This is a genomic window from Pseudanabaena sp. PCC 6802 (assembly GCF_000332175.1).
GTDB lineage: Bacteria > Cyanobacteriota > Cyanobacteriia > Pseudanabaenales > Pseudanabaenaceae > PCC-6802.
Map to the genome: position 1 here is coordinate 1,874,282 of NZ_KB235914.1, position 12,184 is coordinate 1,886,465.

22 protein-coding genes, 1 tRNA gene and 1 pseudogene are annotated in these 12,184 nt (G+C 49.2%); 4 read left to right on the forward strand and 20 right to left on the reverse strand.

Features of this window, described 5'->3' with window-relative positions; genetic code table 11:
* Nucleotides 1-2: 2 nt before the first annotated feature.
* Nucleotides 3-119, forward strand: a pseudogene (locus PSE6802_RS35830) (Uma2 family endonuclease); the annotation flags it as partial.
* 9 nt (nucleotides 120-128) lie between these two features.
* Entirely contained in the window at nucleotides 129-257 is a 129-nt protein-coding gene (locus PSE6802_RS35355) for a hypothetical protein (protein WP_019500643.1), read from the forward strand.
* A gap of 214 nt (nucleotides 258-471) precedes the next feature.
* Here PSE6802_RS35355 and PSE6802_RS0113790 read toward each other — a convergent pair.
* A tRNA-Gly gene (locus PSE6802_RS0113790) sits at nucleotides 472-542 on the reverse strand.
* A gap of 54 nt (nucleotides 543-596) precedes the next feature.
* Nucleotides 597-965, reverse strand: a complete 369-nt coding sequence (locus tag PSE6802_RS0113795; protein WP_019500645.1) for a hypothetical protein — start codon at nucleotides 963-965, stop codon at nucleotides 597-599.
* A gap of 38 nt (nucleotides 966-1,003) precedes the next feature.
* Between PSE6802_RS0113795 and xseA the strand changes: the two genes are divergently transcribed.
* Both xseA and xseB read left to right on the forward strand, forming a co-directional pair.
* Nucleotides 1,004-2,269 carry an exodeoxyribonuclease VII large subunit gene (gene xseA / locus PSE6802_RS0113800; protein ID WP_019500646.1) on the forward strand — a complete coding sequence of 422 codons (1,266 nt, stop codon included), beginning with the start codon at nucleotides 1,004-1,006 and terminating at the stop codon, nucleotides 2,267-2,269.
* A 10-nt stretch (nucleotides 2,270-2,279) separates the two neighbouring features.
* Nucleotides 2,280-2,528 (forward strand): exodeoxyribonuclease VII small subunit, encoded by a 249-nt coding sequence (xseB, locus tag PSE6802_RS28960; protein WP_019500647.1) that lies wholly within the window; start codon nucleotides 2,280-2,282, stop codon nucleotides 2,526-2,528.
* Between the two features lie 15 nt (nucleotides 2,529-2,543).
* On the opposite strand, the gene infA is transcribed toward xseB, so the two are convergent.
* The 18 genes from infA to rplB form a co-directional block, all read right to left on the reverse strand.
* Nucleotides 2,544-2,780, reverse strand: coding sequence for a translation initiation factor IF-1 (infA, locus tag PSE6802_RS0113810; RefSeq protein WP_019500648.1), 237 nt, complete (start codon nucleotides 2,778-2,780; stop codon nucleotides 2,544-2,546).
* Nucleotides 2,781-2,795: 15 nt separating this feature from the next.
* Nucleotides 2,796-3,359 carry an adenylate kinase gene (locus PSE6802_RS0113815; RefSeq protein ID WP_019500649.1) on the reverse strand — a complete coding sequence of 188 codons (564 nt, stop codon included), beginning with the start codon at nucleotides 3,357-3,359 and terminating at the stop codon, nucleotides 2,796-2,798.
* A complete protein-coding gene (gene secY, locus PSE6802_RS0113820) occupies nucleotides 3,359-4,675 on the reverse strand; it encodes a preprotein translocase subunit SecY (protein WP_019500650.1) in 1,317 nt (438 codons plus the stop codon). The genes PSE6802_RS0113815 and secY overlap by 1 nt, the downstream gene beginning before the upstream one ends.
* Nucleotides 4,676-4,803: 128 nt before the next feature.
* Nucleotides 4,804-5,253, reverse strand: coding sequence for a 50S ribosomal protein L15 (gene rplO / locus PSE6802_RS0113825; RefSeq protein WP_019500651.1), 450 nt, complete (start codon nucleotides 5,251-5,253; stop codon nucleotides 4,804-4,806).
* A 124-nt stretch (nucleotides 5,254-5,377) separates the two neighbouring features.
* Entirely contained in the window at nucleotides 5,378-5,992 is a 615-nt protein-coding gene (gene rpsE, locus PSE6802_RS0113830; protein WP_019500652.1) for a 30S ribosomal protein S5, read from the reverse strand.
* Between the two features lie 54 nt (nucleotides 5,993-6,046).
* Nucleotides 6,047-6,409, reverse strand: a complete 363-nt coding sequence (gene rplR, locus PSE6802_RS0113835) for a 50S ribosomal protein L18 (RefSeq protein WP_019500653.1) — start codon at nucleotides 6,407-6,409, stop codon at nucleotides 6,047-6,049.
* 34 nt (nucleotides 6,410-6,443) lie between these two features.
* The gene (gene rplF, locus PSE6802_RS0113840) at nucleotides 6,444-6,983 is read right to left on the reverse strand and encodes a 50S ribosomal protein L6 (RefSeq protein ID WP_019500654.1); all 540 of its coding nucleotides are present in this window, start codon (nucleotides 6,981-6,983) and stop codon (nucleotides 6,444-6,446) included.
* A gap of 30 nt (nucleotides 6,984-7,013) precedes the next feature.
* Nucleotides 7,014-7,415: a 30S ribosomal protein S8 gene (gene rpsH, locus PSE6802_RS0113845; protein ID WP_019500655.1), complete on the reverse strand. Its 402-nt coding sequence runs from the start codon at nucleotides 7,413-7,415 to the stop codon at nucleotides 7,014-7,016.
* 23 nt (nucleotides 7,416-7,438) lie between these two features.
* Nucleotides 7,439-7,984, reverse strand: a complete 546-nt coding sequence (gene rplE / locus PSE6802_RS0113850) for a 50S ribosomal protein L5 (RefSeq protein WP_019500656.1) — start codon at nucleotides 7,982-7,984, stop codon at nucleotides 7,439-7,441.
* A gap of 81 nt (nucleotides 7,985-8,065) precedes the next feature.
* Nucleotides 8,066-8,428, reverse strand: a complete 363-nt coding sequence (gene rplX, locus PSE6802_RS0113855; protein WP_019500657.1) for a 50S ribosomal protein L24 — start codon at nucleotides 8,426-8,428, stop codon at nucleotides 8,066-8,068.
* A gap of 2 nt (nucleotides 8,429-8,430) precedes the next feature.
* The gene (gene rplN / locus PSE6802_RS0113860; RefSeq protein ID WP_019500658.1) at nucleotides 8,431-8,799 is read right to left on the reverse strand and encodes a 50S ribosomal protein L14; all 369 of its coding nucleotides are present in this window, start codon (nucleotides 8,797-8,799) and stop codon (nucleotides 8,431-8,433) included.
* Between the two features lie 93 nt (nucleotides 8,800-8,892).
* The gene (gene rpsQ / locus PSE6802_RS0113865; protein ID WP_019500659.1) at nucleotides 8,893-9,141 is read right to left on the reverse strand and encodes a 30S ribosomal protein S17; all 249 of its coding nucleotides are present in this window, start codon (nucleotides 9,139-9,141) and stop codon (nucleotides 8,893-8,895) included.
* A 3-nt stretch (nucleotides 9,142-9,144) separates the two neighbouring features.
* Entirely contained in the window at nucleotides 9,145-9,366 is a 222-nt protein-coding gene (gene rpmC / locus PSE6802_RS0113870) for a 50S ribosomal protein L29 (protein ID WP_019500660.1), read from the reverse strand.
* A gap of 4 nt (nucleotides 9,367-9,370) precedes the next feature.
* The gene (rplP, locus tag PSE6802_RS0113875) at nucleotides 9,371-9,784 is read right to left on the reverse strand and encodes a 50S ribosomal protein L16 (protein WP_019500661.1); all 414 of its coding nucleotides are present in this window, start codon (nucleotides 9,782-9,784) and stop codon (nucleotides 9,371-9,373) included.
* Nucleotides 9,785-9,798: 14 nt separating this feature from the next.
* Entirely contained in the window at nucleotides 9,799-10,548 is a 750-nt protein-coding gene (rpsC, locus tag PSE6802_RS0113880; protein ID WP_019500662.1) for a 30S ribosomal protein S3, read from the reverse strand.
* A 3-nt stretch (nucleotides 10,549-10,551) separates the two neighbouring features.
* Nucleotides 10,552-10,911: a 50S ribosomal protein L22 gene (rplV, locus tag PSE6802_RS0113885; protein ID WP_019500663.1), complete on the reverse strand. Its 360-nt coding sequence runs from the start codon at nucleotides 10,909-10,911 to the stop codon at nucleotides 10,552-10,554.
* 3 nt (nucleotides 10,912-10,914) lie between these two features.
* Complete coding sequence (gene rpsS, locus PSE6802_RS0113890; protein ID WP_019500664.1) at nucleotides 10,915-11,193, reverse strand: 30S ribosomal protein S19; 279 nt, start codon at nucleotides 11,191-11,193, stop codon at nucleotides 10,915-10,917.
* Nucleotides 11,194-11,275: 82 nt separating this feature from the next.
* Nucleotides 11,276-12,139 (reverse strand): 50S ribosomal protein L2, encoded by an 864-nt coding sequence (gene rplB, locus PSE6802_RS0113895; RefSeq protein WP_019500665.1) that lies wholly within the window; start codon nucleotides 12,137-12,139, stop codon nucleotides 11,276-11,278.
* Nucleotides 12,140-12,184: the final 45 nt, after the last annotated feature.

Consider the following 12,184-nt stretch of genomic DNA (forward strand, 5'->3'; position numbering starts at 1 on the left):
TAGAAGCTGAGGCGATCGCCGATCGTGAACGTCAAGAAAAATTACTGGAGCGTCAGGAAAAGGAAAGGCTGGCAGCATACCTTAGATCGCTGGGCATTAATCCTGATGAAATTCCATAAGCGATCGCCATGCAAGAAAAATTAGCCAAAGAACAAGCTGAAGCGATCGCTGCTCAGGAAAAATTTACCAAGGAACGGTCTGAACGAGCTAAGCAAAAGGCTGAAGCGATCGCCGAACAAGAACGGAAAGAAAAATAACCTGTCACGAGTACCTGGGATGGCAAAGTTGGTTGGGGCAATCGCAGCGACATTGCCTACACTTTCCCAACAGCAATTTTCCAGATGAAGTATAGCGGTTTTCATCTGAAAACGAGAAGGGGGCTTGGGGGCGTTGCCCCCGAGAAGGGATGGAACCCCTTCACCCCAAAAATAAAACCCGTTCTCAAGTGAAACCCGCTATAGCATTGCCTCAAGCGGATGGCGGGAATCGAACCCGCAACTAAAGCTTGGGAAGCTTTCGTTTTACCACTAAACTACACCCGCATTGTATTTCGTTTACTCTAGCATAGCAGCCGATATTTAGTAGATGGCAAAAAACTAGGCTATTAATTTATATGCACCATCAACTTTACCAACTGGGGCCGATGCACTAAATTTCTCGCCTTTACCTTCGTACTTTAGGTATGCTACGCACTCAACCTCGATACCATCCTGCTCCTTTTTGAAAGCAAACTTTGCCCGATCTACTTCAGATAAAGTATCAACTTGACGAGCTGACACCACGAAATCTTTTTCATAAAAGACCTCAAATGGCATTAATAGCATTTGCTGATAGTCGTCTCCCAGCCCCATGCGCTGGCACTCGGCCACAATACGTTCCGGGACGAAAATTAGCTTGAGCAATTCTGCCGAACTACCATGTTTAATTGCTGTAGTTAAATTTTGCAGAAAAGTGTCAAGATCCATATTACTTGCATTTCTCTAAACAAATACCCCAGCATAGCATGACCGATCGCCAGGATAGTTTAACCCTCAGCGTTTCCGACTTAACTCACAAAATTACGCAGTTACTTAAAACCGAGATCGGTTACGTGCGCGTGTCGGGGGAAATTTCTGGGTTTAAGGTTGCCTATTCGGGGCATCGCTACTTCACGCTTAAAGATGAATCGGCCCAAATTGATTGCGTCCTCTGGCATAGCCGCCTCGTAGATTTTGTGATCGCTGACGGCATGATGGCGATCGTTACCGGGCAGATCGCTGTCTACGCTACCAGAGGGAAGTATCAAATTGACTGCCACGCGATCGCTCCGATGGGACAGGGCGATCTTTACCTTGCTTTTGAAGCGCTAAAACGAGATCTGGCAGAGAAGGGATTTTTCGATCCCGATCGCAAACGTCCTTTGCCCGTTCTGCCCTTACGCATTGGAGTTGTCACTTCCGCTACTGGTGCAGCCGTGCAGGACATTCTCAGTACATTAGCGCGGCGATCGCCCCATTGCCGCGTCTATCTCTGTCCGGCTGCTGTCCAGGGCGAAGCGGCTCCCTATGAAATTGCTAATGCGATCGCTGCGCTCGATCGGGTGAATGTGGATGTGGCGATCGTGGGGCGTGGAGGAGGCTCTCTCGAAGATCTGTGGGCATTTAATACCGCAACCGTCGCCCAGGCAATTTATGACTCGGTCGTTCCCATTGTTGCGGCGGTGGGACATGAAACTGACTTTACGATCGCCGATTTCGTGGCGGATGTTAGGGCTGCCACCCCTACAGCAGCGGCTGAGCTAGTTACCCAATTTCATCAGCTAGCGTTAATGCAGCTACTCCATCAAAACGCCGAGCGTCTTTACGCTGGGATACAAAATGCAATCGTGCAACGCCATCAGCAGATTGACTCTTTATCTCGCAGTTATGCCTTTCAACGGTTTAAAGATCGCCTGCAAAACTACGCGCAACAGGTGGATGATGCTGAAACCAGTTTAAGATCGGATATTCGACGATGCATCGATCGCTCGAACTCCAAACTAGAGGCGATCGCCTCCCATGCCAAGTCTCTACATCCCCTCGCACCCCTAAAGCGGGGGTTTGCCTTACTAGAAGCCGATGGGCGCGCGGTTAAAGTCGATGAGTCATTGGAAAATTGCGATCGCATTGCGATTATCCGCCAACACGAAGTGGCATATGTCAAAATTGAGCAGGTTCAACCTGGACAAGGGTTAAACCCATTAGCTGAGGATTGGGATATCAATACCAACGTGGAAGATAGTGGAATATAGTTAAGATTCTATGCCTAGAGCAAAATCAACATCAACGCCATCATTTGAACAGCAACTCGAACGCCTGGAGCAAATTGTTGAAGTTTTAGATCGGGGTGATGCGCCCTTAGATGAATTATTGAAGCTGTATGAAGAGGGGATGGCACTTACCCAAACCTGTCGCCTTTATCTGGAAACAGCACAACAAAAGATCGTAATAATTGACGGTCAGACTTCTGCATCCACTGCCAACCGGATCGATTCAGAGGATGAATTTTAAGCGATCGAACCCAATCTATTTTTTGCCACCCTGAGTACGCAGGCGGTAAGTGATGCGTCCTTTAGTCAGATCGTACGGGGTTAGCTCCACCTTGACGCGATCGCCTGGCAAAATCTTGATATAGTTGCGACGAATCTTACCGGAAATATGAGCCAAAACATTGAAGCCATTATCCAGATCGACTCGAAACATAGCATTAGGCAGCGAGTCAGTCACCGTACCTTCCATCTCGATCACATCTTGTTTAGACAAGCAATTTCTCCAGTTTTAATGTTGGGACAGTTTCGTTTTGATGGCCTGGCTTACCTCAGCCATTGATGGCGTACCATCAATTGGGGTAACGTCCTTTCCATAGAATTCTAGCAAAGGTCTTGTTTTTTCGTAGTATTCCTTTAGGCGGTTCTCGATTACAGCTTCATTATCGTCTGACCGCCCCTGCTCGCCAGAGCGCAGAGCGAGCCGTTCGATTAAGGTGCGATCGGGCACGTCGAGATTTAACACAAAATCGTATTTTTGGTCGATCTCTGCCAGCAGATCGTTCAAAGCCCGTGCTTGCTTGGTAGTGCGAGGAAAGCCGTCTAAGATCCAGCCAACATTGGTATCGCCTTTAGAAAACCGACTGCGCATTACCTCAATAACTACCTCATCTGGAACTAAAGCCCCAGAATCATTATAAGCCTGCACTTGTTTGCCCAATTCCGTACCCTGCTTAATCTCCGCTCTAAAAATATCACCAGGGGAAATGCGCGGTATGCCTAAATCCTGAGCTAAAATCTCTCCCTGCGTTCCTTTGCCAGATCCTGGCGGCCCCATCAGAATAATTCTAGGCATTACTGCTTAACCATCCCTTCGTAGCGTTGCGAAATAACATATGTTTGAATTTGCTTAGCAGTTTCAATCGCCACACCAACCAGAATCAGCAAAGAAGTTGCGCCAATCCCGCTAAAAGTCTGTACGCCTGTAGCCCGTTCTACAGCAGTCGGAACCACTGCCACTGCACCCAAGAAAATTGCCCCTAATAACGTAAGCCGATTCAGCACGCCGCTGATATACGTGGAAGTAGCAGTGCCAGGACGAATGCCGGGGATACTCGATCCCATCTTCTTGAGGTTTTGCGACAAATCTACGGGGTTGATAATTAACGAAGAGTAAAAATAGCTGAACCCTAGAATCAAGACTAAATAAAGTGCTACGTATCCCCAAGTATTTGGTGCAAGAAAAGTTGAAACTTGCACCAACACTGGGTTGTTAGAAAACTGCCCTAGTGAAGCAGGCAAAATTAATACCGAGGAGGCAAAAATAATTGGCATCACGCCTCCCTGATTCAGCTTTAAGGGCAAATAATTAGCCTGCTCTCGATAAAGCTTGCGTCCTACCTGGCGGCGAGCAGAAATAATCGGAATGCGCCGCGTTCCTTCTTGCACAAATACAATAGCAACGGTCATCAGTAAAAAGACTGCCAGCAAGAGAATCACGCCACCTACTCTAGAACTATCTTCCTGAGCTAGTTTAATCGTGCTGCCCAACGATCTAGGTAAACCAGCTACAATACTGATAAATATCAATAATGAAGCACCATTGCCCACGCCCTTTTCAGTAACCAGCTCGCTTGCCCACATCACAAACATCGAGCCAGCCGACAACGCCAACATGGTTTCAATCAGAAATACTGGTCCGGGGTTTTCCACAGCAGGCACTCCGTTGTAACCGACACCTTGCAGCCAGATGCCAATACCAAACCCCTGTAGTAGCGCCCAACCAAGCGCAACATACCTCGTATATTGCGATATTTTACGCCTGCCAGCTTCACCCTCATTTTTCTGAAGATTCTCCAGGGTGGGCAGTGCCGCCGTCATCAGTTGCATGATAATTGAGGCATTGATATAGGGAATAATACCTAGTGCAAATATCCCTAAAGCTGATAAACCGCCGCCAGAGAAAATATCAATAAAGTTGATAATCTGGTTGCCTTTGACTGCTTGAGAGAAAACTTGTCTATTTACATCAGGTAGGGGAAGGAAAATTCCCAGTCGCACGAGGATCAGTATGCCCATTGTAATTAGCAGCCTGCTTCGGAGTCCGGCTGCCTGTGCCATCTGCATGAATGTTTCCTGTGCTGATGGCGTTTTGCCTTTACTGATTACCATGACGCTTTTGCCCTGAGACGTAATTAAGACCTAAAGAGAAAATAAAATACCTAGCTCTAATTCTACGATATTAGGTATTGGTATAGACCCATGTAGGGTGGGCAATGCCCACCTTGCAAATGCGATAACTAGGCACTCGTGCTGTGACAAGTGCCCCCAGCAGCTTCTATTTTGCTCTTAGCTCCAGTTGAGAAAGAATTTGCGTGGACGGTAAGCGCTACGTTTAGTTCGCCTCTGCCCAAAATCCTCAGCGGCCCATCATTTTGGGTGACAATTCCAGCATCCATCAGCGATTCCATCGTAACGCTGCTACCCTTGGGTAACTGTGCCAAGTTTTCGACGTTAACTATAGTAAAGTGCTTGGGATTGACTATGGGAAAATGCTTTAATTTGGGCAAGCGACGGTAAAGGGGAATCTGACCGCCTTCAAAACCCGGTCTGGTTGGTCTGCCGGAACGCGATTTTTGACCGCGCATTCCAAAACCACCGCTAGCACCCTGCCCGGCGGAGATGCCGCGCCCAACGCGCCGCTTGCGGTGCTTAGCGCCAGCTTGAGGTCTTAAATCTTCGATCTTCATAATCTAAAAGTTATCGGTTACTTAGTTGTGGGCTGGCGTAGGGAGAGATTTAGGCAAAATCCAATGGTTTTAGCTGTATTGAATGCAAAAACTGCCCCTACAGAAACTTTGTTTTCTGGAAATCCTAGTGGTAAAGCGCATCTACAGGGATTTCCCTAGCATTGGCGACATCGCGGAACGTACGCAATGCAGACAAGGCACTAACAGCCGCACGAGCATTGTTGAGCGGGTTGCCCGAGCCTAGTTGCTTGGCCAAAATATTTTTCACTCCAGCTAGTTCCAGAACCGTGCGCACGGCACCACCAGCAATTACACCTGTACCTGGAGACGCGGGACGGATCATCACTTTAGCACCACCACCTACACCACTACTGGGATGGGGAATGGAGTCAGACTTGGTCAAAGGTACTTGTACCAGATGTTTTTTGCCATCAACCACGCCTTTTTTGACGGCACCAATTACGTCGCTGGCTTTGCCAACACCAACACCGACCTGCCCTTTTTCGTTGCCAACGATCACGATCGCTCTAAAACTAAGCTTTTTCCCGCCTTTGACAACTTTAGTGACGCGACGAATTTGCACGACGCGCTCTTGCCATTCCGAATCTTTTTCGGTGCGGGCGGCGCGATCGCCACCTTTTTTAGCATCGCCGCGCTTACCTTTACCGCGCTTTTCCTCAGATCCTTCAGCATCTGAGCCACCGCCGCGACTATTTCTATCTCTTCTACGTTCTGCCATTTTTTTGTTATCTTTTGTTAGTTATCGTGCTAGTTCTCTTTAGTTGCATAACCATTAAAAATCTAACCCAGCTTCGCGTGCTGCTTCAGCCAGTGCTTTGACTCTGCCATGATAGAGGTTGCCGCCGCGATCGAATACTACTTGAGAAATGCCTGCTGCCAAGGCTCGCTTTGCTAATAGTTCGCCCACTTTGGCAGAAGCATCGCAGTTAGAGGTCGATGCTAAGCTTGACTTTAGTTCTACTTCGAGGGTAGAGGCAGCAGCCAGAGTATGCTGTGCGACATCGTCAATCACCTGGGCCACAATATGCTGGTTGGAACGAAATACAGATAGACGCGGGCGATCGGCAGTTCCCGATAGGTGACGGCGAATGCGTTGGTGACGGCTGTGGGTTGCTTGTTTATGACTAACTTTCATAGTGTTTATTTGTGTTAGTAACGAGTTCTAGTTTCTACTTCTTACCTGTCTTACCAGCTTTGCGCCTGACCACTTCACCTGCGTAGCGAATTCCTTTGCCCTTATATACTTCAGGTGGTCTCACCGCACGAATTTGCGCCGCGATATTACCGACAGATTCTTTGTCAATGCCAGTAACTATCACATTAGTGTTATTCTCCACGGCCAGTTGAATTCCTGCTGGTGCTTCTACGGGAACGGGGTTGCTATAGCCCACATTGAGGATGAGAGTAGTACCTTGGACTTGGGCACGATAGCCTACGCCCTGAATCTCCAGGCGGCGTTGAAAACCTTCCGATACACCCTCGACCATATTCGCAACCAGGGTGCGACAGAGTCCGTGCATCTGCCTGGCCGGTCGAGAATCATCGCGACGATTTACCTGTAGAACGCTATCGCTCTGGACAACTTCCACCTGGTTGGGCAAAGTACGTTGTAGTTCGCCTTTAGGTCCCTTAACCGTGACATGCTGCCCGGCAATTGTAACGGTCACCTTATTAGGGACGGGAATGGGGCGTTTACCAATACGAGACATAGACTTTAGCCGTTAGTTTATGAGTAGTAATTACCAAATGAAGCAGAGTACTTCGCCGCCTACACCCTGGCGACGAGCCTCGCGATCTGTCATGATCCCTTGGGATGTTGAAATAATCGCTATACCAATGCCACCCAACACCCGTGGTAAGTCCTTGTGATTTGAATAGACTCGCAACCCAGGACGGCTGACGCGCTTTAGCGTGTTAATAATTGGCTGTCGATTTTTACCCTGATATTTGAGCGAAAGCATGAGGCGGCGGTCAATCCCTTCACCTACTTCTTCAAAATCAGCAATATAACCTTCCTGCTTGAGCACGCGAGCAATGTTCTGCGTCATCTTGGTGGCAGGAATCGCCGTAACTTGATGTCTCGCTAAACAAGCATTGCGAATGCGCGTCAGCATATCGGCGATGGTATCAGTGGTTGCCATCTGTATCTCCTAATTGATCCCGCTTATTGTTCCCGAAAAGGCATATTCATCGCTTTGAGCAAAGCACGTCCTTCTTCATCCGTGTTTGCTGTGGTGACGATCGAAATGTCCATACCTCTAATCTGATCGATGCTGTCATAACTGATCTCTGGAAATATCAACTGTTCGCGCACGCCTAGCGTGTAGTTGCCGCGACCGTCGAAACTCTTGGGGCTAACGCCACGAAAGTCGCGAATCCGAGGCAATGCGAAGTTAATCAGGCGATCTAGAAAGGCATACATGCGATCGCGCCGCAGTGTCACCATCATGCCAATGGGCATACCTTCGCGAATCTTGAACCCAGCGATCGCTTTTTTAGCTCTAGTCACTACGGGCTTTTGGCCTGTAACGATCGCGAGCTCGCTCAGGGATGCTTCCAAAGCCTTGGCATTTTGAGAAGCCTCACCTAGACCGCGATTGACCACAACTTTGTCAAACCTGGGCACTTCATGCACGTTTTGATACTTAAATTGCTCGATCAGCTTGGGGACAGCTTGATTTTTATAGGCATCTTTGAATCGATTAGACATTTCAGTAACTCTAAAATTGTGAATTCCTGGTCTTGGTCAGGAGTGTAAAACTGGTTGCTACGACTTGGCAGGTTTAGCAGGTTAAGAATTCAAAGTTTCCCCTGTTTTCTTTAACATGCGTACCTTTTTCCCAGATTCGGTAAAGGTGTAGCAAACTCGACTGGCAACTTTCTCTTTCTCGGAATAGAGCATCACCTTCGAGCTATGAATGGGAAACTCTTGGGTAAGGATCTGACCGACATCGCCCTCACGTTGGGGCTTTAAGTGCTTCGTCTTAGTGTTAACCCCTTCAACAATCACTTCGCTGGTTTGAGGTAAAACTTTGAGAACTTTACCAACTTTACCCTTACTAACACCGGATATCACCTGCACCATGTCGTCCTTCTTGACATGCATTTTGAATGAGGTGCGATTACCCCTTAACTTGGCTGGCTTATGGGACATTTTTAGAGTACCTCCGGCGCTAAAGATATGATTTTGGTGAAGTTTTTATCGCGCAATTCTCTTGCCACGGGACCAAATACGCGCGTACCTCTGGGATTGCCTTCCTGGTTAATAATCACCGCCGCGTTGTCATCAAACCGGATGCTCATGCCACTTTCGCGGCGAATGCTGTTACGAGTCCGTACGATCACGGCTCTCACGACATCAGACTTTTTCACTGGCATATTGGGAGTGGCATCTTTGACCGCTGCAATAATCACGTCGCCGACTGCGCCAAACTTGCGATTGCCACCAGCTAGAACGCGAATGCAAAGTAGCTTTTTTGCACCGCTGTTATCAGCCACATTTAAGTATGTTTCTTGTTGAATCATCTGTTTCTTCCTGTGTCTCCTGGCTTTTGCCTTGCTGCTAATTTTGCTAGCCCCAGCAATGCCAGAGAGCAATAACTAATAACTACGATTTAACTACTCTGCATTCGATCCGATAATTTCGGTGACAGTCCAGCGCTTGGTGCGGCTGAGGGGACGAGTTTCGCGGATGCGGACGCGATCGCCTTCTTTGCACTTGTTACCCTCATCGTGGGCTTTAAATCGTTTGGTTTTAACCACGATTTTGCCGTACTTGGGATGCGGGGCGCGGTTTTCAATTGCCACCACCACCGTTTTTTCCATCTTGTCGCTTACGACTAGACCAACTCTTTCTTTTACCGCCATCTTTTACGATTCTCCTGACGCTTGCGCTTGGATTTGTCTTGACCGCTCAACTGTCATGAGTTGAGCTAGTTTATGCTTGGCATGTTTAAACATGTGCGGCTGCACTGGTTGCCGGGTTGCCAACTTGAGGCGGTAGTTGAATAGCTCTTTCTTAACTGCAACGATCTCCGTTTGCAGATCCTCGTCGGAAAGCTCGTTTGCTACTTGAATCTTGGGGAGTGCCATGAACTTAATCCTTCTCGCGCTTGATGAATCTGGTTTTGATTGGCATTTTGGCAGCCGCCAGTCGGATTGCCTCTTTGGCAATGTCCTCGGGTACGCCAGCCACTTCAAACATGACTCGACCGGGTTTGATTACCGCTACCCAAAACTCGGGAGCGCCTTTACCAGAACCCATGCGGGTTTCAGCAGCGCGCTGGGTGACGGGTTTATCTGGAAACATGCGAATCCAGATCTTGCCACCACGTCGGATGTAACGGTTCATGGCGCGGCGGCTGGCTTCGATCTGACGAGAAGTAATCCAGGCTGGCTCCAGAGCCTGCATGCCATAATCGCCAAAGTCAAGTTCGTTACCTCTGGTAGCGGGGCCTGCCATGCGACCGCGCTGTTGCTTGCGGAATTTTGTTCGTCTGGGACTTAACATAAGATTTACCCTTTTTAACCCTCTGCTCCGGAACGATCTTCAAACTGCGGACGGCGGCGTTGCTGGCGACGGCGCGGCTGATTTTGTGGCGGCGCAGTTTCTTCACCCGCGATAATCTCGCCTTTAAAAATCCAGACCTTAATCCCGATTACACCGTAGATAGTTTGTGCCGTCTTATAGCTGTAATCAATATCAGCTCTGAGCGTATGCAAAGGCACTCGACCTTCTCTCACCCACTCAGTACGGGCGATTTCTGCACCGTTTAAGCGTCCGCCGATCTGTACTTTGATGCCCTCGACTCCAGCTCGCTGCGCCCTTTGAATTGCCTGGCGGACTACACGACGAAAGGAAACGCGGCGTTCGATCTGTTGGGCAATGTATTCAGCGATCAGGGGGGACTCGGCATCTACTCGCGCCACTTCGACGACATTAATGCGAATCTGGCTGGTGCCGGATTTACGCATGCCATCGCCTTGGGACAGGTGCTTGACCAGACCCTGGCGTAGTTGCTCGATCCCCGAGCCACCACGTCCGACCACAACACCCGGACGGGCGGTACGGATTTCAAGATCGACCTGGTCGGCTTTGCGCTCGATCAGAATTTCGGCAATCCCCGCGCTACTGAGGGTTTTCTCAATGTATTGACGAATTTTATGGTCTTCTTCGGCTAGGGCGGGGTAGCGATCGCCACCAGCAAACCAACGGGATAGGTGAGGTTGCGTAATGCCTAGGCGTAGACCAGTGGGGTGAATCTTCTGACCCATCGATTATGACTCCTGCTGCATTGGTCTAACTACAATCGTGATGTGGCAAGTTGGCTTGCGGATTTGGTAGGCTCTACCTTGGGCGCGGGGACGAAAGCGCTTCAGACTCGATCCCATGTCAGCGTAGGCTTGACTGATCATGAGATCGCCGCGATCCATGCCATTGTTATGCTCGGCGTTTGCCACGGCAGAACGCAAAACCTTGGTAATCGGATCGCAGGCACGGTAAGGCATGAATTCTAAAATCATCAGCGCCTCGCGATAGGAGCGACCTCTGATTTGATCCAGTACCCGTCTGACTTTGTGAGGTGACATGCGGATGTACTTGGCTACGGCCTGCACCTCATCCATTGCTAATAGCATTTCTTACCTCCTTGCCTTTTTATCGCTTTTGGCATGACCGCGAAACGTGCGAGTGGGCGCAAATTCCCCTAGCTTGTGACCTACCATCTGGTCGGTAACGTAGACGGGCACGTGGGTCTTGCCGTTGTGTACGGCTATCGTATGCCCGATCATCTGCGGCAAAATTGTCGAGGCACGGGACCAGGTTTTAATAACCTGCTTGTCGCCCTTGGCATTGAGGGCTTCTACTTTACTGAGAAGGTGATCGGCCACAAATGGACCTTTCTTTAGCGATCGCGGCATAGACTTATACTTTGAATCTGAAACTTTTTATATGGAAACTGAATAGCAGCAAATCATTGGGATTGAGCGCTCAGGTTAATGACTAGGCATTACGTCCGCCCTTACCACGCTTCGAGCCTTTACGACGACGGCGGACGATCAGGGCATTGCTCAGCTTTTTCTTCTTACGAGTTTTGTAACCCAAAGTAGGCTTGCCCCAGGGAGTGACTGGTCCGCTGCGCCCAATAGGGGCACAACCTTCACCACCGCCGTGCGGGTGATCCACAGGGTTCATCACGGAACCGCGTACCATGGGACGACGACCGCGCCAGCGATTGCGACCAGCTTTGCCCAGACTTTGGTTGTTATGCTCGGTATTACCAACCTGACCGATCGTGGCATAACATTCGCGTCGCACCATCCGCACTTCACCAGATGGCAGCTTTAAGGTGACAAAGTCGCCTTCTTTAGCAGCAATCTGAGCGCCAGCCCCTGCTGCCCGTACCATCTGACCGCCCTTACCAGGTGTCATCTCTACGTTATGCACCACAGTACCCAGTGGAATATTAGAAAGAGGTAAAGCATTACCCAGCTCTAATGGTGCGGATTCTCCAGACTGAACTATGGCTCCAACTTCCAAACCTTTGGGGTGCAGGATGTAGCGCTTTTCACCGTCTTGATAAAACAGCAGAGCGATCCGAGCATTGCGATTGGGGTCGTACTCCACTGCTGCTACTTTAGCTGGAATATTGTGCTTGTTACGCTTGAAATCGATGATGCGATACAACTGTTTGTGTCCGCCACCACGCCTGCGGCTAGTGATTACACCGCGATTATTGCGACCTTTTTTACGGTGAACGCTTACTACCAGGGATTTCTCTGGCGTTGACTTAGTAACTTCGGCGAAGTCAGATACCGCTAGCTGCCTGGTACTGGCTGTATATGGTTTGTATACGCGAATGCCCATGATTTTGGTTTTGGTGATTGGTGACTGGCTATTGACTGCTGCAGA

What these genes read in the sequence shown, in the direction of transcription:
- PSE6802_RS0113815 (WP_019500649.1), bottom strand. Translation starts at nt 3,359, where the DNA reads ATGCCTAGAATTATTCTGATGGGGCCGCCAGGATCTGGCAAAGGAACG.
- rpsE (WP_019500652.1), bottom strand. Translation starts at nt 5,992, where the DNA reads ATGGCAGAACGTAGAAGAGATAGAAATAGTCGCGGCGGTGGCTCAGAT.
- rplX (WP_019500657.1), bottom strand. Translation starts at nt 8,428, where the DNA reads ATGTCCCATAAGCCAGCCAAGTTAAGGGGTAATCGCACCTCATTCAAA.
- rplR (WP_019500653.1), bottom strand. Translation starts at nt 6,409, where the DNA reads ATGAAAGTTAGTCATAAACAAGCAACCCACAGCCGTCACCAACGCATT.
- rplE (WP_019500656.1), bottom strand. Translation starts at nt 7,984, where the DNA reads ATGTCTAATCGATTCAAAGATGCCTATAAAAATCAAGCTGTCCCCAAG.
- secY (WP_019500650.1), bottom strand. Translation starts at nt 4,675, where the DNA reads ATGGTAATCAGTAAAGGCAAAACGCCATCAGCACAGGAAACATTCATG.
- xseA (WP_019500646.1), top strand. Translation starts at nt 1,004, where the DNA reads ATGACCGATCGCCAGGATAGTTTAACCCTCAGCGTTTCCGACTTAACT.
- PSE6802_RS35355 (WP_019500643.1), top strand. Translation starts at nt 129, where the DNA reads ATGCAAGAAAAATTAGCCAAAGAACAAGCTGAAGCGATCGCTGCTCAG.
- rplV (WP_019500663.1), bottom strand. Translation starts at nt 10,911, where the DNA reads ATGCTATTAGCAATGGATGAGGTGCAGGCCGTAGCCAAGTACATCCGC.
- PSE6802_RS0113795 (WP_019500645.1), bottom strand. Translation starts at nt 965, where the DNA reads ATGGATCTTGACACTTTTCTGCAAAATTTAACTACAGCAATTAAACAT.
- rplO (WP_019500651.1), bottom strand. Translation starts at nt 5,253, where the DNA reads ATGAAGATCGAAGATTTAAGACCTCAAGCTGGCGCTAAGCACCGCAAG.
- xseB (WP_019500647.1), top strand. Translation starts at nt 2,280, where the DNA reads ATGCCTAGAGCAAAATCAACATCAACGCCATCATTTGAACAGCAACTC.
- rpsH (WP_019500655.1), bottom strand. Translation starts at nt 7,415, where the DNA reads ATGGCAACCACTGATACCATCGCCGATATGCTGACGCGCATTCGCAAT.
- rplP (WP_019500661.1), bottom strand. Translation starts at nt 9,784, where the DNA reads ATGTTAAGTCCCAGACGAACAAAATTCCGCAAGCAACAGCGCGGTCGC.
- rpsS (WP_019500664.1), bottom strand. Translation starts at nt 11,193, where the DNA reads ATGCCGCGATCGCTAAAGAAAGGTCCATTTGTGGCCGATCACCTTCTC.
- rpsQ (WP_019500659.1), bottom strand. Translation starts at nt 9,141, where the DNA reads ATGGCGGTAAAAGAAAGAGTTGGTCTAGTCGTAAGCGACAAGATGGAA.
- rplB (WP_019500665.1), bottom strand. Translation starts at nt 12,139, where the DNA reads ATGGGCATTCGCGTATACAAACCATATACAGCCAGTACCAGGCAGCTA.
- rplN (WP_019500658.1), bottom strand. Translation starts at nt 8,799, where the DNA reads ATGATTCAACAAGAAACATACTTAAATGTGGCTGATAACAGCGGTGCA.
- rpmC (WP_019500660.1), bottom strand. Translation starts at nt 9,366, where the DNA reads ATGGCACTCCCCAAGATTCAAGTAGCAAACGAGCTTTCCGACGAGGAT.
- rpsC (WP_019500662.1), bottom strand. Translation starts at nt 10,548, where the DNA reads ATGGGTCAGAAGATTCACCCCACTGGTCTACGCCTAGGCATTACGCAA.
- rplF (WP_019500654.1), bottom strand. Translation starts at nt 6,983, where the DNA reads ATGTCTCGTATTGGTAAACGCCCCATTCCCGTCCCTAATAAGGTGACC.